Raw genomic sequence first — 17243 nt, 5'->3', positions numbered from 1 at the left:
AACAAACTCATGAGCAATGTGCAGTCCTCCAACCTTCGACAGGTGAGCATCCTTGCCATCGAAGGTGTCTTTGCCTCCACCTTGATGCAAGCCAAGGATTTCTTCCACATGGCCAGCCTGCGCTTCGGCAAGTTGCAGGGCAAAGGCCTCACGCCGGCCTTCCAGATCCGCCTGGTGAGCCCGGACGGCCTGCCGGTGGAAAGCTTCAGCGACGTGCGGATCCCCGTCGACGGCCCGCTGGATGACGCCCAGATCATCATACTCCCGACCTTCTGGGGCGACTTCGACACCCTGCGCGCCCGCTACCCACAGGTCTGCGACTGGCTGCGCGAACGCCACGCCGCCGGCAGCGTCATCTGCGGCGAGGCCAGCGGGGTGTTCTGGATGGCCCAGGCCGGCCTGCTGGACGGCAAGGAGGCGACCACCTACTGGCGCTTCTTCAGCGAGTTCGCCGAGCGCTTCCCCAGGGTGCTGCTGAACCAGGACAAGCACCTGTCGGATGCCGACAACCTCTATTGCGCCGGCGGCGTCACCTCGGCCTGCGACCTCTACATCTACCTGATCGAGCGCTTCTGCGGTGCCGGCATCGCCCAGGCGGTATCCCGCGACATCCTCTACGAGGTGCAACGCAGCTACACCCCGGGCCGCATCGGCTTCGGCGGACAGAAGCTGCACCACGACATGACCATCCTGCAGATCCAGCAATGGCTGGAAGAGCACTTCGCTGACAAGTTCCGCTTCGAGGATGTGGCGCGCGAGCACGGCATGAGCATCCGCAACTTCATGCGCCGTTTCCAGGCCGCCACCGGCGACAAGCCACTGCACTACCTGCAGCGGTTACGCATCGAAACGGCCAAGGGCCTGCTCTCCGCCACCCGCAAGAGCATCAAGACCATCAGTTACGAAGTGGGTTACGACGACGCCAGCTTCTTCGCCCGCCTGTTTCGTCAGCACACCCAGCTCTCCCCCAACCAGTACCGCCGCCAGTACCAGCAGAAGGGTGAGTGACGCGGCCATCCCAAGGATAGGTTGGCCCCCGCCCGCACCGCCCTATGATCGGCCCATGCCCGAACGGGACGCCCCGAGCCCACGCCAGCCCCGGCGTGGACGGACGACAACAAGAAAAGGTCCATCGCCATGCGCCGCTACCTGCTTGCCCTGCTGGCCGCCTGCAGCCTTACCGCTGTGGCGGACGACAACTGGAAACCCTTCCCCTACGACCAGGCCGCCTATGACTATTCCGGCGACAAGCTGCGCGAGGCCTGGCCACGCCTGACCCGCGGTTTCGGCCCCGACTACCCCTATCCGGACGCAGACTGGGTGGTGACCATGGCCACGAAATATCCCAAGGCCCTGGAACTGACCGTGACCAGCAACACCGGCTTCACCGGCAAGCCGGAAGAAGCCGAGGCCTACGCGACCAAGCTGCAGGATGTCTGGCGCCTGATGTTCCGCGGCGACTTCGCCGAGGCCAAGAAGCAGGGGCTGGCCCTGGGCGTCGGCGGGCAGGTCCCGGCGATGTTCGCCCAGGTGGTCTATGCCCTGTTCCTCGTGCCGGACCAGACAGAGAAGCACCGCTTGCTGGAAGAGGTGATCCGCTACACCGACGAGGCCGGTGACCTGGTAAAGGCCGACGTCGCCGCCCAGTTCGGCCGCGCCTACGCCAAGGCCCGCCTGGGCGAGGAGCTGCCGGTACCGGTGGTGCTGAAGCGCGGCTACACCAGCCAGATTCCCGAGGAACTGGACGCCCTGCTGGCCAAGCAGCCGCAACAACCCTTCGCCCTCGCCCTCTACGGCGGCTATGAGGCCGGCGTGATCCGCCGGGTCGGCAAGCTGGTGGGCAAGATGACCTACGGGGTCAGCCCGGACAAGATGGAGCAGTTCTTCGCCCGCTCCTTCAAGGCCACCAGCGACCTGCCCATCGGCCACTACGAGTATGCCAACGCGCTGGAATACGTGTACGGCGAGGACGAAGAGGCCAAGGTGCTGGAGCACCTAAGGAAGGCGGTATCGATCAAGCCGGTCAACGCCATGGAAGCCCTGGAAGTCGCCCACGCGCAAAAGCTGCTGAAACAGCAGGAGCAGAAGCTGGCGCAGAACTGAATGCGCCCGCCGGGAACAAAAAAGGCTGCCCTCGGGCAGCCTTTTTCTTGTGTGGCTCTCAGGGCTTGTGAGGCCTGGAGAGGAACTCGTGGGACTGCATTTCCAGCAACCGGCTCAGGGTGCGCTGGAACTCGAAGTTCAGCCGGCCGCCGCTGTAGAGGTCCTTCAGCTCCACCTCGGCGGAGATGATCAGCTTGACGTTGCGGTCGTAGAACTCGTCCACCAGGTTGATGAAGCGCCGCGCCATGTCGTCCTTGGCCACGTTCATCTGCTCGACGTTGGCGAGGATCACGGCGTGGAAGATCTTGCCCAGCTCGATGTAGTCGTTCTGGCTGCGCGGGCCGTCGCAGAGTTCGCGGAACTCGAACCAGGCGACGTCCTCGCAGACGCGCACGGCGCGGATCTCGCGGTTCTCGATCATGAGGACCTCGTTCTCCTGGGACATGGTGCAGTCCGGCAACAGGCTCTTGAAGCTCCTGCTCAGGCTGGCCTCGGCCTCGGCGTCCAACGGATGGTGGAACAGCTCCGCCTGCTCCAGGGCGCGCAGGCGGTAGTCGACGCCGCTGTCGACGTTGACGATCTCGGTGTGCTCCTTCAGCAGGGCAATGGCCGGCAGGAAGCGCGCGCGCTGCAGGCCGTCCTTGTAGAGGCCATCGGGAACGATGTTGGAGGTCGCCACCAGGCTGACGCCGTTCTTGAACAGCTCCTCCAGGAGCGTGGCCAGGATCATGGCGTCGGTGATGTCGGAGACGAAAAATTCGTCGAAACAGATCACCCGGGCTTCATCGGCGAACCGCTTGCCGATGATGGTCAGCGGGTTCTTCTCGCCCTTGAGGGTCTTCATCTCCTCGTGGACGCGCTTCATGAAGCGGTGGAAGTGGGTACGCATCTTCTGCTTGAAGGGCAGCGCGTCGTAGAAGGTATCCACCAGGTAGGTCTTGCCGCGGCCGACACCGCCCCAGAAGTACAGGCCCTTGACCGGGCCCTGACGCTTCTTGCCGAAGAGGCTGCCGAGCAGCCCGGGCTTGCCGCGGTCGTCGGCGATCAGGTCGTCGTACAGGCGCTGCAAATGGCGAACGGCAGTTTCCTGCGCGGCATCGTGGAAGAAGTCCGGCCGCTTCAGATCGGCCTGGTAGCGCTCTAGGGGGGTCATGATCGATAGCAAGGCAACGAAAAACGGGGCAGGTACTTTAGAGCCTGCCCCGTGGATTGGCAATTGGCCGGCAACGCCGGCCGCTGGAAAGACAGTTATTCCTGGGGCGCGAGGGCCGCGTACAGGCGCTGGATGGCCGCATCGCGAGCGGAAGCGTCGGCGAAGGCCGGGCTGGTCGCCACCTGTTCGTCATCCAGCCAGAGGCCGAAGGTCTCGCCCTCCACCCGCAGGTCCAGCTCGTCGCCGGATTGCAGGCGCTTGCTGACCTGCCCCGCCGTCTTGCCGTCGGCAAAGGCACTGGACAGCAGCAGCTGCTCGCCATCGGCGTCCAGCAGGCGGAAGCGGAAGCTGCCGTCGTCTTCGCGGAAGCTGACGAAGCGGGCGCTCTTGGCCGCCTTCTTCGCCTTGGCCTCGCCGGAGCCCTGGGCGCTGGTACGGAAGGAGCGCAGGCCCACGGCCTCGCGCAGCTCGTTGAGGAAGGGGGTGGCGATCCTGCGGGCCTTGGCGGCGCCGGCGAGGAGGATGTCCTCCAGGTCGGCCGGACGCTCGATCAGCGCGTGGTATTTCTCGCGGGCCTCGCCCAGCTCGTTGTCGAGCAGCTGGAACAGGCGCTGCTTGGCCTCGCCCCAGGCCAGGCCGGCCAGCAGTTCGGCGCGGAACTCGGCAAGCTGCGCCGGGGTGGCAAAAGCCTGGTAGAGGGTGAACAGGTGGGCGCTGTCCGGGTCCTTCGGCTCGCCGGGCGCTCGCGAGTCGGTGACGATCCGGGCGATGGCGTCCTTCAGCTGCTTGGCGCTGCCGAACAGCGGGATGGTGTTGTCGTAGCTCTTGGACATCTTGCGGCCGTCGAGGCCGGGCAAGGTGGCCACTTCTTCCTCGATCACCGCTTCCGGCAGGGTGAAGAACTCGCGGCCGGCGCCGAACAAATGGTTGAAGCGCTGGCCGATGTCGCGGGCCATTTCCACGTGCTGGATCTGGTCGCGACCGACCGGCACCTTGTGCGCGTTGAACATCAGGATGTCCGCGGCCATCAGCACCGGGTAGCTGTACAGGCCCATGGTGACACCGGCGTCCGGGTCTTCGCCGTTCTCCAGGTTTTTGTCCACCGACGCCTTGTAGGCGTGGGCACGGTTGAGCAGGCCCTTCGCGCTGACGCAGGTCAGCAGCCAGGTCAGCTCGGGGATTTCGGGGATGTCGGACTGGCGGTAGAAGGTCGCCTTGTCGGTATCCAGGCCGCAAGCGAGCCAGGTGGCGGCGATTTCCAGGCGCGAACGCTGGATTCGGGCCGGATCGTCGCACTTGATCAGCGCGTGGTAGTCGGCCAGGAAGTAGAAGGAGTCGACGTCGCTGGCGCGGCTGGCAACGATGGCCGGGCGAATGGCGCCCGCGTAGTTGCCGAGGTGCGGCGTGCCGGTGGTGGTGATGCCGGTGAGGATACGAGTGGTCATGGTGTTCGCTTGTCGGACTTCGTTCGGAATCAGAGACGCGGCAAGACCAGGTCCTTGAGATCGGTCAGCTTGCCGTGGAAGAAGTGCCCGCATTCTGCCACTTTCAGCAGCTCATGGGGGCGCGCGAGGCCGGCGGACCAGTCGTACACCGCCTGCGGGGGCACGACTTCGTCGGCGTCGGGCTGGATCACCGCCAGTTCGCCGCCCTCGGGCAACGGATTGTCCGCGGTCATGCGCGTCACTGCCGGCGCGACCATGAACAGCCGCGGAACCGGAACGCCCTGGCGCTCCAGGCGGCCGGCCAGGCTGGCGGCGACGAAACCGCCGAAGGAAAAGCCGAACAGGGTCAGCGGCAGCTCCGGGCGCTGGGCACGGAACCAGTGGGCCACGGCTTCGGCGTCGTCCACCTCGCCCATGCCCATGTCATGGCTGCCGGCGCTGGCGCCGACGCCGCGGTAGTTGAAGCGCAGGGTGCTGTAGCCGGCGTCGCGGGCGGTGCGTTGCAGGGTGGAGACCACCTTGTTGAGCATGGTGCCGCCTTGCACCGGATTGGGATGGCAGATCAGCGCCAGGCCCTTGGCCTCGGGCAGATCGAGATGCAGCGCCTCGATCTGGCCGCAGGGGCCATCGAGCAGAAGAGGGTTTTCGCGGATCAACAAGGGAAACTCCGTGACCCCGTGACGGGTCGACTCGTCTTGGATTAGCACAATAGGGCTTGCGTCGCGGTATACAGCGCGGATTCGAGCCGTTAACGTAAAGCAAAGCCGCTTATAGAGGAAGGACTCGTGGAACAGTCGCTCACCGTCTGGTTGTTACCAGCCTTCGCCCTGCTCGCCGGTATCGGCATCGGATTCCTGATCGCCCGCCTGGTGCCCAATGCCGCCCCGACACGGACGCAGCGCCAGCTGGATGACTTGCAGGAACGTTTCGATACTTACCAGAGCGAGGTGGTCACTCACTTCAACACCACCGCCAACCTGGTCAAGAAGCTCACCCAGAGCTACCAGGAAGTGCAGGAGCACCTCTCCGAAGGCGCCAGCCGCCTGGCCCTCGACGAACTGACCCGCCAGCGCCTGCTGGCCGCCCTGCACGCTGACGAAGCCGCCAGCCCCCGCGAGCGCCTGACTCCGCCGAAGAGCAACGAAGCGCCCAAGGACTACGCCCCCAAGGCTCCGGACGCGCCCGGCACCCTGGACGAGACCTTCGGCCTCAAAGGCAAGTACTGAAGCCTTCGCGGCCGGCCCGGGCAACCGGGCCGGCCGAATCCAGGCCAATAAAAAGCCCCGCGAATGCGGGGCTTTTTATTGCCTTGCCGTTTAGATCGCGCCGCGGTTGCGGAGCAGGTCAAGCACCTGCTTGACGCCCTCTTCCACCGGGATGGACTGGGTGTCGATCACCAGGTCGGCATCCAGCGGGATGTCGAAGGGGAAGGACTCGCCGGGAATGTTGTCCTGGCCGGCAGCGTAGAGACCTTGCGGGTCACGCTCGCGGCAGGCCTGCGGCGATGCCTGGACATAGACGGTGATCAGGCGCTCGGCGCCGATCAGCGCCCTGGCCTGCTCACGACCTTCGGCATCCGGCGCGACGAAGGCGGCCAGGGTGACCAGGCCGGCTTCGTTGAACTGGCGCGCGACGTGGGCGGCACGACGCCAGTTCTCGGTGCGACCGGCTCGGTCCTGCGGCAGGCCCTTGTTCAGGTCATGGCGCAGGTTCTGGCCATCCAGCACGTAAACGGCGCGGCCCATGTCGAACAGCTTGCGCTCCACGGCATAGGCCAGAGTGCTCTTGCCGGCGCCGGAAAGGCCGCTGAACAGCACGGTAGCCGGCTGCTGGCCGAAGCGCGCAGCACGCTCTTCAGGCGATACGTGGGCCTGACGGCCGTGGTGGCCATCGACGTTACGCCCGGCCTTCGGGTCGGCGATGATCATGCCGGCGCCGACGGTGCCATTGGTCAGGCGGTCGATGACGATGAAGGCGCCGGTGGTGCGGTTCTGCTCATAACCGTCGAGGGCGATGGGCGCATCCAGGCTGACCTTGACCTTGGCGATCTCGTTCAGCTCCAGGCTGCTGCCAGCGGTTTCCTCGAGGGTGTTCACATCCACCTTGTGGGTGATGCTCGGGATCGAACCCGGCACATAGCTGGTGGCGCGCTTGATATCGTACTTCTTGCCCGGGAGCATCGGCTCTTCGGACATCCACACCAACATGGCATCGAAGCTGTCGGTGATCTGCGGACTGTTGTCGGCATGCACCAGCATGTCGCCACGGGAGACGTCGATCTCGTCTTCCAGGGTCAGGGTAACGGCCTGGCCCGGGCCGGCCTGCTCCAGTTCGCCCTCGAAGGTGACGATGGACTTGACCCGGCTACCCTTGCCCGACGGCAGGGCCACCACGTCGTCGCCCTTGCGCACGATGCCGCTGGCCAGGGTGCCGGCGAAACCGCGGAAGTTGAGGTTCGGGCGGTTAACGTACTGCACCGGGAAGCGCATGTCGGAGACGTTGCGGTCGCCGGCGATTTCCACGGTCTCGAGGATCTCCATCAGCGACTGGCCGGAGTACCAGGGCGAACGCTCGCTCTTGTTGACCACGTTGTCGCCCTTCAGCGCCGACATCGGCACGAAGTGGATCGACGTGGGATTGAGCTTGATGCGTTCGGCGAACTGCAGGTAGTCGGCCTTGATCGCCTCGAAGACGCCCTGGTCGAAGTCCTTCAAGTCCATCTTGTTGACGGCGACGACGATGTGCTTGATGCCCAGCAAGGAGGCGATGTAGCTGTGGCGGCGGGTCTGGGTCTGCACGCCGTAGCGGGCATCGACGAGGATGATCGCCAGGTCGCAGGTCGAGGCCCCGGTGGCCATGTTGCGGGTGTACTGCTCATGGCCGGGGGTGTCGGCGATGATGAACTTGCGCTTGGCGGTGCTGAAGTAGCGGTACGCCACATCGATGGTGATGCCCTGCTCGCGCTCGGCCTGCAGGCCATCGACCAGCAGCGCCAGGTCGACGTCGTCACCGGTGGTACCGACTTTCTTGGAATCGCGGGTGATGGCTTCCAGATGGTCTTCGTAGATCATCTTGGAGTCGTGCAGCAGGCGCCCGATCAGGGTGCTCTTGCCGTCATCGACGTTGCCGCAGGTGAGGAAGCGCAGCAGTTCCTTGCGTTCGTGCTGGGCCAGGTACGCGAGGATGTCCTCGCTGATCAGATCGGATTGGTGGCTCATGATGCGGAATCCTTAGAAATAGCCCTGGCGTTTCTTCTCTTCCATCGACCCGGCGGCGTCGTGGTCGATGACCCGCCCCTGGCGTTCGGAAGTACGGGTCAGGAGCATTTCCTGGATGATTTCCGGCAACGTGGTCGCCGTGGACTCCACCGCGCCGGTCAGCGGGTAGCAACCGAGGGTGCGGAAACGCACCATGCGCTTCTCGATGCGTGCTTTCTCTTCGTCGGAGAGGTGCTCGAGGATGCGCTCGTCGTCGATCATGATCAGCGTGCCGTTCTTCTCGATGACCTCGCGCTCGGCAGCGAAGTACAGCGGGACGATCGGGATCTGTTCCAGATAGATGTATTGCCAAATATCCAGCTCGGTCCAGTTGGACAGCGGGAAGACGCGGATCGACTCGCCCTTCTTCACCTTGCCGTTGTAGACGTTCCACAGTTCCGGACGCTGGTTCTTCGGGTCCCAGCGGTGCTTGCTGTCACGGAAGGAGTAGACGCGCTCCTTGGCGCGGGACTTCTCCTCGTCGCGACGGGCGCCACCGAAGGCCGCATCGAAGCCGTACTTGTCGAGCGCCTGCTTGAGGCCCTCGGTCTTCATCACGTCGGTGTGCTTCGCGCTGCCATGGGTGAAGGGGTTGATGCCCTGGGCGACGCCTTCCGGGTTGACGTGGGTGATCAGGTCCAGGCCCATCTCGGCGACCATCTTGTCGCGGAAGCTGTACATCTCCTGGAACTTCCACCGGGTATCGACGTGCATGACCGGGAACGGCAGCTTGCCGGGGAAGAACGCCTTGCGCGCCAGGTGCAGCATGACGGCGGAGTCTTTACCGATGGAGTAGAGCATCACCGGGTTGTCGAATTCGGCGGCCACTTCACGAATGATGTGGATGCTCTCCGCCTCCAGCTGTTTCAGGTGCGTCAGTTTATCGAGCATGGCTACTCACGAAGGTCTTTCTGATACGACGGCCGGCGGGCCGTGGACGAAGCGGCACTCTAACACAGCCCCTCATTCTATTGAGGAGCGCTGTTAGAACGAAACGATCTACTGATATGCCGCCGGGATAGATGCCTGCAGGCCCCGTCTCACACGGGATTCGGGCAGTCGATGAAGAGGTGTTCCAGGGCGAAACGGCGGGCCAGGTAGTCGCCCAGTGCCTGAATTCCGTAGCGCTCGGTGGCGTGATGGCCAGCGGCGATGAAGCTGATGCCGTTTTCCCGCGCGCTGTGGAAGGTCTGCTCGGAGGCCTCTCCCGTCAGGTAGAGGTCGACGCCCGCGGCGATGGCGTTATCGATGTAGCCCTGGCCACCGCCGGTGCACCAGCCGATCCGGCGGATCATGCCCTCGCCGTCCACCAGCAAGGGCTCGCGACCGAGCACCTCGCGCACGCGGCGGGCGAAGTCGCCGGCGGTCATGGGCTCGGCCAGCGAGCCGACCAGGCCGACGGTACGCGGGTTGTCCGGCTCCAGCGGGCCCTCCACCGTGATATCCAGCTGGCGCGCCAGCTGCACGTTGTTGCCCACCTCGGGATGCACGTCCAGCGGCAGGTGGTAGGCCAGCAGGCTGATGTCGTTGGCCAGCAGAGTCTTCAGGCGACGCTGCTTCATGCCCACCACACGGGGATCCTCGCCCTTCCAGAAGTAGCCGTGGTGCACGATGATGACGTCCGCTTCGGCCTCCACCGCGGCATCCAGCAGGGCCTGGCTGGCAGTGACGCCGCTGACGATCCGGCTGACCTGGGGCCGTCCTTCGACCTGCAGACCGTTGGGGCAGTAGTCCTGGATGCGCGAGGCATTCAGGTAGGCGTCCGCCTCCTCCACCAGAGTGTTCAGGGCAATGGCCATGGCTTTCCTCACAAGCTGTTGCGGGCGACTCGTTTTTAGCCGGCGCCCTCGTATAATGGCGCCACCTTAAGGGGCACCTCCGTCCCTAGCAACCCTCAGGATTCTCCCTCGATGCTCAAGGCCCTGCGATTCTTCGGCTGGCCCCTGATTGTCGGCGTGCTCGCGGCACTGCTGATCATCCAGCACTCCCCGGAATGGGTCGGCCTGCCACGCCAGGAAGTGCATCTGCAGGAAGCGCCCAAGTTCAACTTCACCCGCCAGGGTCCAGACTCCTATGCCGATGCCGTGACCAACGCGTCGCCGGCGGTGGCCAACCTCTACACCACCAAGATGGTCAGCAAGCCGGCCCACCCCCTGTTCGAGGACCCGCAGTTCCGCCGCTTCTTCGGCGACAACCTGCCACGCCAGCGACGTATGGAGTCCAGCCTGGGTTCGGCGGTGATCATGAGCCCGGAAGGCTACCTGCTGACCAACAACCACGTGACCGCGGGCGCCGACCAGATAGTGGTAGCCCTCAAGGACGGCCGCGAAACCCTCGCGCGCCTGGTGGGCAGCGACCCGGAAACCGATCTCGCGGTGCTCAAGATCGACCTCAAGGACCTGCCTCCCATCACCCTCGGCCGCTCCGACAACATCCGCATCGGCGATGTCGCCCTGGCCATCGGCAACCCCTTCGGCGTCGGCCAGACCGTGACCATGGGCATCATCAGCGCCACCGGCCGCAACCAGCTCGGCCTGAACACTTATGAAGACTTCATCCAGACCGACGCGGCGATCAACCCCGGCAACTCCGGCGGCGCGCTGGTGGACGCCAGCGGCAACCTGATCGGCATCAACACCGCGATCTTCTCCAAGTCCGGCGGATCCCAGGGCATCGGCTTCGCCATCCCCACCAAGCTGGCGCTGGAGGTGATGAAGGCGATCATCGAGCACGGTTCGGTGATTCGCGGCTGGCTCGGCATAGAAGTACAGCCGCTGACCCCGGAGCTGGCCGAATCCTTCGGCCTCGAAGGGCGTCCCGGCATCGTGGTCGCCGGCATCTACCGCGACAGCCCGGCCCAGCGCGCCTCGCTACAGCCCGGCGACATCATCCTCAGCATCGACGGCGAACCGGCCGGCGATGGCCGCCGCTCGATGAACCAGGTAGCGCGTACCCGTCCGGGCGAGAAGGTCAACATCCAGGTGATGCGCAACGGCAAGGAGCTGGAACTGGCCGCCGAAGTCGGCGTCCGCCCACCGCCCAGCGGCAACGGCGGCAACTGACCTCCAATAACGGCGCCTCCTGGCGCCGTTATTCATTCACCTCCTGCAAATCGATCCCGCGAGGCGCTGGACAGGAATCATTCTCGCTCTACATAATGTTATGTTATTACATTATTGAAATAAGATTCCTCGATGAAACCCACCCATTTGGCCCCCTTCACCGGCCTGGTCCTGAGCTTCCTGGGCGACGCCACAGCCGCCGATACCGCCCTTCCCCTCCTGCTGGACGATATCCAGATCGACAGCCGCCTCCAGGAAAACGCCGATGGCCCGGTGCAGGGCTATCGCGCCAATCGCTCGGCCAGCGCCACCCGCACCGATACCGATATCCGCGACATACCCCAGGCCATCAGCGTGGTCCCGGCGCAGGTGCTCGACGATCTCGACGCCACCCGTCTGGACCGTGCCCTGGATTTCGCCGGCGGCGTATCGCGGCAGAACAACTTCGGCGGCCTCACCTTCCTCTCCTACAGCATCCGCGGCTTCACCACCGGCGAGCTGTACAAGAACGGCTTCGCCATCAACCGCGGCAGCTACAGCTCACCCGACGCCTCGGGCATCGAGCGCATCGAGGTGCTCAAGGGACCAGCGGCCAGTCTCTATGGGCGCGGCGATCCCGGCGGCACGGTGAACATCGTCAGCAAGAAGCCCCAGCCAGATTCCTTCTCGCGGCTCAAGGCCAGTGCCGGCAGTTGGGACCGCTACCGCACCAGCCTGGACCTCAACTCGCCCCTGGACGATGAAGGCCGGCTACTGTCGAGGATCAACCTGGCCGCGGAGGACAACGGTAGCTTCCGCGACCATGCAGGCAACCAGCGTCTGGTGGTCAGCCCCTCACTGACCTGGCAGTTGGACGCAGACACCCGCCTGCTGCTGGAAACCGAGTTCGTCCGTAACGACTCGGTGTTCGACCGCGGCATACCAGCTGTGGATAACCAACTCGGTTCGGTAAAGCGCTCCACCTTCCTCGGCGAACCGAACGACGGCGACATCCGCAACCGGAACCAGCTGCTCCAGACCAGCCTGGAACACCACCTGAACGACGTCTGGAAACTGCGGTTGGCCAACCACTACGCCCAAGGCCACCTCCAGGGCGACGCCTCGGAAACCTCGCGCCTGATCGGCAGCCAGGTCAGCCGCTTCTTCCGCCAACGCGACTTCGAGTGGAACGACAGCATCACCCAACTTGAGCTGCATGGCCTTTTCGACCTCGGCGGCTGGCAGCACCAGCCCCTCGTCGGACTGGAATACGAGAACTACCGCAACAGCCAGAAATACCCGCAGAGCCTCGCCTCCCTGGACTACGGTCTGGACATCTACAACCCGGTGTACGGCAAGCCCAAGCCGGCCCTGGTCAACCCCAACGACTTCTTCGAACAGGTGGAAAGCCACGCGCTGAACCTACAGGACCAGATCGACTTCGGCGGAGGCTGGAAGGGCCTGCTCGGCGCCCGTTTCGATCACTTCGAGCAGACCGCCCTGAACCGCGCCACCGCCGTACGCAACCGCCAGGACAAGGACAGCCTCGCGTTGCGCGCTGGCCTGCTCTATCAGCTCACGCCGGAAATCGGCTTCTTCGCCAACGCCTCTACCTCGGTCAAGCCCAACGCCATCAGTAGCCAGGGCACCGTATTCGAGCCGGAGCAAGGCCTGGGCAGGGAGGCGGGTCTCAAGCTCGACCTGCTGGACGGCCGTCTGGGCGCCACTGTCGCCATCTTCCACATCGACAAGGAAAACGTGCTCACTGCCGACCCGAACAACCCCGGGCAGAACATCGCCACGGGACGTGCCCGCAGCCAGGGCCTGGACCTGCAGTTCAGCGGCCAGATCAGCGAGGCGCTGCGGGTAATAGGCGCCTACGCCTACATCGATGCCGAGGTCACCAGGGACAACGTCCTCCCCGAGGGCAGCCGCCTGCTCGGCATCGCCAGGCACAGCGGCAGCCTGATGGCCGTCTACGAGTTCCAGGATGGCCGGCTGCGCGGCTCGGATTTCGGCGCTGCCTTCAACTACGTCGGCGACCGATCCGGGCAAGCCGGCAGCCAGTTCGAGCTGCCCGCCTACGCCACCCTCGACCTGCTCGCCCACTACAAGGCCAGCGAGCGCGTCAGCCTCGGCCTGAACCTCCACAACCTGTTCGACCGCAAGTACTACGAACGCTCCTACAACAGCGTCTGGGTCATGCCAGGCGACCCCCGCAACCTCAGTCTCAGCCTCACCGTCGACCTCTGAAAAGGAACCCTCATGCGATTCGACAAACGCTTCCTCGCCACGCCCCTCCTCGCCGCCCTGTTCATTGGCAACGTCCAGGCCCACGGTCTGTGGACCGAACAGCGGCGCGGCAATATCGAAATGATCTACGGCCACGGCGCCGAAGACGATGCCTTCAAGGCGGAGAAGGTCAGTGGCGCCTGGGCCGCCGATGCCCAGGGCCGGATGATCCCGGTCACCATCGAGCGCCTGGCCGACCATGCCCGCCTGAAGCCACTGAAGGCCCCGGCCACCCTGGCCGTGGCCCTGGACAATGGCCCCTGGTCACAGACCGCGGACAAAGCCTGGATCAACCAGGGCCAGCAACAGGTGCCGAATGCCGTCGCCTCCATCCATACCTGGAAGTACAGCCTGGCCTTCTACCAGCCCGGCGCCCAGTTGCCTGAGCTCAAGCGCCTGCGGCTGGCGATAGTACCCGAGGCCGATCCGCTCGAAGTCGGACCGGGCAAGCCCCTGTCGGTACGGGTACTGCTGGATGGCAAGCCCGCGGCAGGCGTCGAACTGATCGGCGACTACCGTGGCGAGCCCGACGCCGTCAGCGCCAAAACCGATGCCGAAGGCCGCGCCAAGATCATGGTGCGCAATGCAGGACTCAATATCATCGCCGCCCAGGTCATCCTGGATACCAAGGATGATCCCCAGGTGAAGCAGCACGGGCTGTTCAGCTCACTGACCTTCCTCGGCGCGCCGCACCACGAGTAGGCGCCCAAGAAAAAAGCCGAGGCGGAAGTCCGCGCTCGGCTTTCCCGTTACACCTGAGCGGTAATCAGAGCTTGCCCAGGGCCTCCACCAGCGCCTGGTTCTGTTCCGGCGCACCTATGGTGATGCGCAGGAACTGGGCGATCCGCTCCTGTTTGAAGTGCCGCACGATCACGCCCTGCTCGCGCAGGCCGGCAGCAATGCCCGCCGCGTCCTTCTGCGGGTGGCGGGCGAAGATGAAGTTGGCAGCCGAGGGCAGTACCTCGAAGCCCAACTTGCCCAGCTCGGCCACCAGTTGCTCACGACTGTCGATCACCTTGCGGCAGGTTTCATCGAAGTAGGCCCTGTCCTCGAAAGCGACCGCCGCGCCGGCAATGGCCATGCGATCCAGCGGATAGGAGTTGAAGCTGTTCTTGATCCGCTCCAGCGCCTCGATCAGGTCCGGATGGCCCACCGCCAGGCCGACCCGCAGGCCCGCCAGGGAGCGGGACTTGGACAGCGTCTGGGTGACCAGCAGGTTGGGGTAGCGATCCACCAGGCCGATGGCGGTCTGGCCGCCGAAGTCGATGTAGGCCTCGTCCACCACCACCACCGAGTCCGGGTTGGCCTGGAGCAGCTGCTCCACGGCCTCCAGCGCCAACAGGCAGCCGGTGGGCGCATTGGGGTTGGGGAAGATGATGCCGCCGTTCGGACGCGCGTAATCCTCGACACGGATCTGGAACTGTTCGTCCAGCGGCACCGCCTCGAAGGGGATGCCATAAAGCCCGCAGTAGACCGGATAGAAGCTGTAGGTCACGTCGGGGAACAGCAGGGGCTTGCCATGCTGGAACAGGCCATAGAACGCGTGTGCCAGCACCTCGTCCGAGCCGTTGCCGACGAATACCTGGCCCGGCTGCACGCCGTAGTAGTCAGCCACCGCATGCTTCAGGCGGTCGCTGTTCGGGTCCGGGTAGAGGCGCAGGTTGTCGCCGACTTCCGCCTGCATTGCCGCCACCGCCTTAGGCGACGGGCCATAGGGGTTCTCGTTGGTGTTCAGCTTCACCAGGTTGGCGATCTTCGGCTGCTCGCCCGGCACGTAGGGCACCAGGTCCTTGACGAAGGGACTCCAGAACTTGCTCATGTTCACTCCCCCTTGATTCGGAATTCGGCACTGCGTGCGTGGGCGGTCAGGGATTCGCCACGAGCCAGCACGGATGCGGTCTTGCCCAGCTCGGACGCACCATCGGCCGAGCAGAAAATGATCGAAGAACGCTTCTGGAAGTCGTACACGCCCAGGGGCGACGAGAAGCGCGCGGTGCCGGAGGTGGGCAGCACGTGGTTCGGGCCGGCGCAGTAGTCGCCCAGGGCCTCGGCGGTGTAGCGGCCCATGAAGATGGCGCCGGCGTGGCGGATCTGCGGCAGCCAGGCCTGCGGATCGCCTACCGACAGCTCCAGGTGTTCGGGCGCGATGCGGTTCGCCACCTGGCAGGCCTGGGCCTGGTCGGCAACGAGGATCAGCGCGCCGCGATTCTGCAGCGAGGTGCGGATGATGGCCTCGCGCTCCATGGTCGGCAGCAGCTTGTCGATGCTGACGGCCACCTTGTCGAGGAAGGCCGCATCGGGACTGACCAGGATCGCCTGGGCATCCTCGTCGTGCTCGGCCTGGGAGAACAGGTCCATGGCGATCCAGTCCGGATCGGTCTGGCCGTCGCAGACCACCAGGATTTCCGAGGGGCCGGCGATCATGTCGATGCCCACCTGGCCGAACACGTGGCGCTTGGCAGTGGCGACATAGATGTTGCCGGGGCCGACGATCTTGTCCACCTGGGGCACGCTCTCCGTGCCGTAGGCCAACGCCGCCACGGCCTGGGCGCCGCCGATGGTGAAGACTCGGTCCACGCCGGCCACGCAGGCGGCGGCCAGGACGATCTCGTTGATCTCGCCACGCGGAGTCGGCACCACCATCACCACTTCAGCGACGCCGGCGACCTTGGCGGGAATCGCGTTCATCAGTACGGACGAGGGATAGGACGCCTTGCCGCCCGGCACGTACAAGCCGGCACGATCCAGCGGGGTGACCTGCTGGCCCAGCACCGTGCCATCGGCCTCGGTGTAGGTCCAGGAGTCCTGTTTCTGCTTCTCGTGATAGCTGCGCACGCGGGCCGCGGCGGTTTCCAGGGCCTGGCGCTGCTCGGCGGTGATACGGGTCAGCGCCAGTTCCAGGCGCTCGCGCGGCAGGATCAGCTCGCCCATGGAGGTGGCCTGGACGCCGTCGAAGCGCTGGGTGAACTCCACCACCGCTGCATCGCCACGCTCGCGCACGGCCTTGATGATGTCGAGTACGCGCTGGTTGACCGCTTCGTCGGACACGCTTTCCCAGCTCAGCAGATGATCCAGGTGTCGGGCGAAGTCCGGATCAGCGGCATTGAGTCGGCGAATAGCGATGGGAGCGGTCATAGCGGGCCTCATGAATGGCAAATGCTCGGGCGCCGCTAGAGTAGCAAGCCCACCGTGCGGGCACCCGAGAATAGTGGCTATGACACGGATAGGCGCGTGCGGCGCAGGGCCGCACTCAAGGTGTCAGCTTGGGTGTCGGGATTCGACCGCGTTGCGCAGGATCTCGATCAGCGCCTGGATGCGTGCGTGCTGCATCTTCATGGACGCCTTGTTGACGATCAGCCGCGAACTGATGGTGGCGATCAGTTCCTGGGGCTCCAGGCCGTTGGCACGCAGGGTGTTGCCGGTATCGACGACGTCGATGATCTTGTCAGCCAGCCCCACCAGCGGCGCCAGCTCCATGGAGCCGTAGAGCTTGATCACGTCAACCTGGCGGCCCTGCTCGGCGTAGTAGCGCTTGGCGACGTTGACGAACTTGGTGGCCACCCGCAGGCGCCCCTTGGGCTCGGGTGCGCCGATGGCGCCGGCGGTCATCAGCTTGCATTTGGCGATCTGCAGATCCAGGGGCTCGTACAGCCCCTGGCCGCCATACTCCATCAGCACGTCCTTGCCGGCGACACCGAGGTCGGCCGCGCCATGCTCGACATAGGTCGGCACATCGGTGGCACGAACGATGAGCAGGCGCACATCCTCCTGGGTGGTGGGGATGATCAGCTTGCGGCTCTTGTCCGGATTCTCGGTCGGTACGATGCCGGCTTCGGCGAGCAACGGCAGGGTGTCGTCGAGAATGCGGCCCTTGGACAGCGCGATGGTGAGCATGGAACTGGATTTCCTTGGCTACGGCCCGTTCAGGGCCTGATGCACGGTCGATCCCGGC

General features: G+C 64.9%; 15 protein-coding genes. 6 read left to right on the top strand and 9 right to left on the bottom strand.

Going from position 1 to position 17243, the window contains the following annotated elements; translation table 11 throughout:
• Positions 1-108 precede the first annotated feature (108 nt).
• Both E8F11_RS21140 and E8F11_RS21135 read left to right on the top strand, forming a co-directional pair.
• Positions 109-1008 carry a GlxA family transcriptional regulator gene (locus E8F11_RS21140; protein WP_280290901.1) on the top strand — a complete coding sequence of 300 codons (900 nt, stop codon included), beginning with the start codon at positions 109-111 and terminating at the stop codon, positions 1006-1008.
• 129 nt (positions 1009-1137) lie between these two features.
• A complete protein-coding gene (locus tag E8F11_RS21135) occupies positions 1138-2103 on the top strand; it encodes a hypothetical protein (RefSeq protein ID WP_280290832.1) in 966 nt (321 codons plus the stop codon).
• A gap of 58 nt (positions 2104-2161) precedes the next feature.
• On the opposite strand, the gene zapE is transcribed toward E8F11_RS21135, so the two are convergent.
• The 3 genes from zapE to E8F11_RS21120 all read right to left on the bottom strand — a co-directional run bounded on the left by zapE (position 2162) and on the right by E8F11_RS21120 (position 5360).
• Positions 2162-3256, bottom strand: coding sequence for a cell division protein ZapE (gene zapE, locus E8F11_RS21130; protein ID WP_280290831.1), 1095 nt, complete (start codon positions 3254-3256; stop codon positions 2162-2164).
• Positions 3257-3351: 95 nt separating this feature from the next.
• Complete coding sequence (locus E8F11_RS21125) at positions 3352-4701, bottom strand: tryptophan--tRNA ligase (RefSeq protein ID WP_280290830.1); 1350 nt, start codon at positions 4699-4701, stop codon at positions 3352-3354.
• A gap of 29 nt (positions 4702-4730) precedes the next feature.
• Complete coding sequence (locus E8F11_RS21120) at positions 4731-5360, bottom strand: alpha/beta fold hydrolase (protein ID WP_280290829.1); 630 nt, start codon at positions 5358-5360, stop codon at positions 4731-4733.
• Positions 5361-5486: 126 nt separating this feature from the next.
• On the opposite strand from E8F11_RS21120, the gene E8F11_RS21115 reads away from it, so the two are divergent.
• Positions 5487-5927, top strand: a complete 441-nt coding sequence (locus E8F11_RS21115; RefSeq protein WP_280290828.1) for a DUF1043 family protein — start codon at positions 5487-5489, stop codon at positions 5925-5927.
• Positions 5928-6017: 90 nt separating this feature from the next.
• Here E8F11_RS21115 and cysN read toward each other — a convergent pair whose 3' ends face one another.
• The 3 genes from cysN to E8F11_RS21100 form a co-directional block, all read right to left on the bottom strand.
• A complete protein-coding gene (gene cysN / locus E8F11_RS21110; RefSeq protein ID WP_280290827.1) occupies positions 6018-7919 on the bottom strand; it encodes a sulfate adenylyltransferase subunit CysN in 1902 nt (633 codons plus the stop codon).
• Between the two features lie 12 nt (positions 7920-7931).
• Complete coding sequence (cysD, locus tag E8F11_RS21105; RefSeq protein ID WP_069082310.1) at positions 7932-8849, bottom strand: sulfate adenylyltransferase subunit CysD; 918 nt, start codon at positions 8847-8849, stop codon at positions 7932-7934.
• A gap of 149 nt (positions 8850-8998) precedes the next feature.
• Positions 8999-9757 carry a Nif3-like dinuclear metal center hexameric protein gene (locus E8F11_RS21100; protein ID WP_280290826.1) on the bottom strand — a complete coding sequence of 253 codons (759 nt, stop codon included), beginning with the start codon at positions 9755-9757 and terminating at the stop codon, positions 8999-9001.
• Positions 9758-9868: 111 nt separating this feature from the next.
• Between E8F11_RS21100 and algW the strand changes: the two genes are divergently transcribed.
• The 3 genes from algW to E8F11_RS21085 all read left to right on the top strand — a co-directional run bounded on the left by algW (position 9869) and on the right by E8F11_RS21085 (position 13993).
• Positions 9869-11020, top strand: a complete 1152-nt coding sequence (gene algW / locus E8F11_RS21095) for a Do family serine endopeptidase AlgW (protein ID WP_280290825.1) — start codon at positions 9869-9871, stop codon at positions 11018-11020.
• Between the two features lie 219 nt (positions 11021-11239).
• A complete protein-coding gene (locus E8F11_RS21090) occupies positions 11240-13252 on the top strand; it encodes a TonB-dependent siderophore receptor (protein ID WP_280290900.1) in 2013 nt (670 codons plus the stop codon).
• 12 nt (positions 13253-13264) lie between these two features.
• A complete protein-coding gene (locus E8F11_RS21085; RefSeq protein WP_280290824.1) occupies positions 13265-13993 on the top strand; it encodes a DUF4198 domain-containing protein in 729 nt (242 codons plus the stop codon).
• A 64-nt stretch (positions 13994-14057) separates the two neighbouring features.
• Here the strand turns inward: E8F11_RS21085 and hisC are convergent, their stop codons facing one another.
• From hisC to hisG, 3 genes are all read right to left on the bottom strand, one after another.
• Entirely contained in the window at positions 14058-15110 is a 1053-nt protein-coding gene (gene hisC / locus E8F11_RS21080) for a histidinol-phosphate transaminase (RefSeq protein ID WP_280290823.1), read from the bottom strand.
• A 2-nt stretch (positions 15111-15112) separates the two neighbouring features.
• Positions 15113-16426 (bottom strand): histidinol dehydrogenase, encoded by a 1314-nt coding sequence (gene hisD / locus E8F11_RS21075; RefSeq protein WP_280290822.1) that lies wholly within the window; start codon positions 16424-16426, stop codon positions 15113-15115.
• A 123-nt stretch (positions 16427-16549) separates the two neighbouring features.
• On the bottom strand, positions 16550-17185 hold the full coding sequence (hisG, locus tag E8F11_RS21070) for an ATP phosphoribosyltransferase (protein ID WP_280290821.1): 636 nt from the start codon (positions 17183-17185) through the stop codon (positions 16550-16552).
• Between the last annotated feature and the right edge of the window lie 58 nt (positions 17186-17243).

The sequence above is a fragment of the Pseudomonas sp. BN417 genome (genome assembly GCF_029871205.1).
GTDB lineage: Bacteria > Pseudomonadota > Gammaproteobacteria > Pseudomonadales > Pseudomonadaceae > Metapseudomonas.
This window is presented reverse-complemented; position numbering and strand designations above follow the sequence as displayed.

Excerpts from the sequence above, each read along its gene's own strand:
- E8F11_RS21140 (WP_280290901.1), top strand. The coding sequence starts at position 109 with ATGGCCAGCCTGCGCTTCGGCAAGTTGCAGGGCAAAGGCCTCACGCCG.
- E8F11_RS21135 (WP_280290832.1), top strand. The coding sequence starts at position 1,138 with ATGCGCCGCTACCTGCTTGCCCTGCTGGCCGCCTGCAGCCTTACCGCT.
- zapE (WP_280290831.1), bottom strand. The coding sequence starts at position 3,256 with ATGACCCCCCTAGAGCGCTACCAGGCCGATCTGAAGCGGCCGGACTTC.
- E8F11_RS21125 (WP_280290830.1), bottom strand. The coding sequence starts at position 4,701 with ATGACCACTCGTATCCTCACCGGCATCACCACCACCGGCACGCCGCAC.
- cysN (WP_280290827.1), bottom strand. The coding sequence starts at position 7,919 with ATGAGCCACCAATCCGATCTGATCAGCGAGGACATCCTCGCGTACCTG.
- cysD (WP_069082310.1), bottom strand. The coding sequence starts at position 8,849 with ATGCTCGATAAACTGACGCACCTGAAACAGCTGGAGGCGGAGAGCATC.
- E8F11_RS21100 (WP_280290826.1), bottom strand. The coding sequence starts at position 9,757 with ATGGCCATTGCCCTGAACACTCTGGTGGAGGAGGCGGACGCCTACCTG.
- algW (WP_280290825.1), top strand. The coding sequence starts at position 9,869 with ATGCTCAAGGCCCTGCGATTCTTCGGCTGGCCCCTGATTGTCGGCGTG.
- E8F11_RS21085 (WP_280290824.1), top strand. The coding sequence starts at position 13,265 with ATGCGATTCGACAAACGCTTCCTCGCCACGCCCCTCCTCGCCGCCCTG.
- hisC (WP_280290823.1), bottom strand. The coding sequence starts at position 15,110 with ATGAGCAAGTTCTGGAGTCCCTTCGTCAAGGACCTGGTGCCCTACGTG.
- hisD (WP_280290822.1), bottom strand. The coding sequence starts at position 16,426 with ATGACCGCTCCCATCGCTATTCGCCGACTCAATGCCGCTGATCCGGAC.
- hisG (WP_280290821.1), bottom strand. The coding sequence starts at position 17,185 with ATGCTCACCATCGCGCTGTCCAAGGGCCGCATTCTCGACGACACCCTG.